The organism is Mesorhizobium sp. M7A.F.Ca.CA.002.05.1.1 (assembly GCF_003998335.1).
GTDB lineage: Bacteria > Pseudomonadota > Alphaproteobacteria > Rhizobiales > Rhizobiaceae > Mesorhizobium.
Genome location: NZ_RZQI01001230.1, coordinates 1 through 1337, shown reverse-complemented (window position 1 = coordinate 1337; position 1337 = coordinate 1). Strand labels below are relative to the sequence as shown.

Here is a 1337-nt window from a genome sequence, read left to right as displayed (position 1 = left end):
ATCACGCCACGGTCCATGATGTTGACCTCGTCGGCCAACTCGCGACAGAAATCGAGATATTGTTCGACCAGAAGCACGGCGATGCCGGCCTGGTCACGCAGGTAGCGGATGGCGCGGCCGATGTCCTTGATGATCGACGGCTGGATGCCCTCGGTCGGCTCGTCGAGCACCAGCAGTTTCGGCCGCATCACCAGCGCCCGTCCGATGGCGAGCTGCTGCTGCTGGCCGCCGGAAAGATCACCGCCGCGGCGGCCGAGCATCTGCTTCAGCACCGGGAACAATTCGAAGACATGCGCCGGAATGTTGCGGTCGGCCCGTTTCAGCGGCGCGAAGCCTGATTCCAGGTTCTCCCGCACGGTGAGCAGCGGAAAGACCTCCCTGCCCTGCGGTACGAATGCGATGCCCGACCGGGCGCGGTCATACGCCGCGCTCCGGTCGAGCGCCTTCCCCTCGAAGGCAACGCTTCCGCTCGTCAGCCGGTGGTGGCCGACGATCGATCTCATCAAACTGGTCTTGCCGACGCCGTTGCGGCCGAGCACGCAGGTGATCTTGCCGGCGCCCGCCTTCAGCGACACGCCGCGCAGCGCCTGGGCGGCGCCGTAGTGCAGCGTGGCATTGGAAACTTCGAGCATGTCAGCGCCTTTTCCAGAACCGCAGAAACGACAGATCAAAATGATGGAACTGCACCCGCCAGACCATGCTCATCTCCCCAGATAGACTTCGACGACACGCTCGTCGGCCGACACGAAATCGAGTGTGCCTTCCGAGAGCACCGAGCCCTCATGCAGGCAGGTGACCTTGACGCCGAGCTCGCGCACGAAATGCATGTCATGCTCGACGACGATGACCGAATGGTCGCGGGCGATATCCTTGAGCAGCCGCGCGGTCTCCTCGGTCTCGGCATCGGTCATGCCGGCGACCGGTTCGTCGACCAGAAGCAGTTTCGGGTCCTGCGCCAGGAGCATGCCGATCTCGAGCCACTGCTTTTGTCCATGGCTCAGATTGGCCGCCAATTCGTCACGCTTGTCGCCAAGCCGGATGATGCCGAGAATGTCATCGATCTGCCGCGTCTCGGCGGTCGAGCGGCGATGGAACAGCGCCGGGAAGATCGAGCGCGGTCCCTTCAGCGCCAACATCAGGTTTTCCTCGATCGTGTGGCTTTCGAACACGGTCGGCTTCTGAAACTTGCGGCCGATGCCCATCATGGCGATTTCGGCCTCGTCATGCTTGGTCAGATCGACCTGGCCGTCGAAGAACACGTCGCCTTCGTCGGGCCGCGTCTTGCCGGTGACGATGTCCATCATCGTCGTCTTGCCGGCGCCGTTGGGGCCGATGAT

Annotated in this window: 2 protein-coding genes; both read right to left on the bottom strand. The window is 63.3% G+C overall.

All coding sequences use genetic code 11. The features are described from left to right. A partial coding sequence (gene urtE, locus EN939_RS34390; protein ID WP_127271847.1) for an urea ABC transporter ATP-binding subunit UrtE occupies positions 1–632 on the bottom strand: 632 nt, incomplete at its 3' end. A gap of 69 nt (positions 633–701) precedes the next feature. After that, positions 702–1337: urea ABC transporter ATP-binding protein UrtD (urtD, locus tag EN939_RS34385; RefSeq protein WP_127271845.1), on the bottom strand; the 636-nt coding region annotated here is incomplete at its 5' end.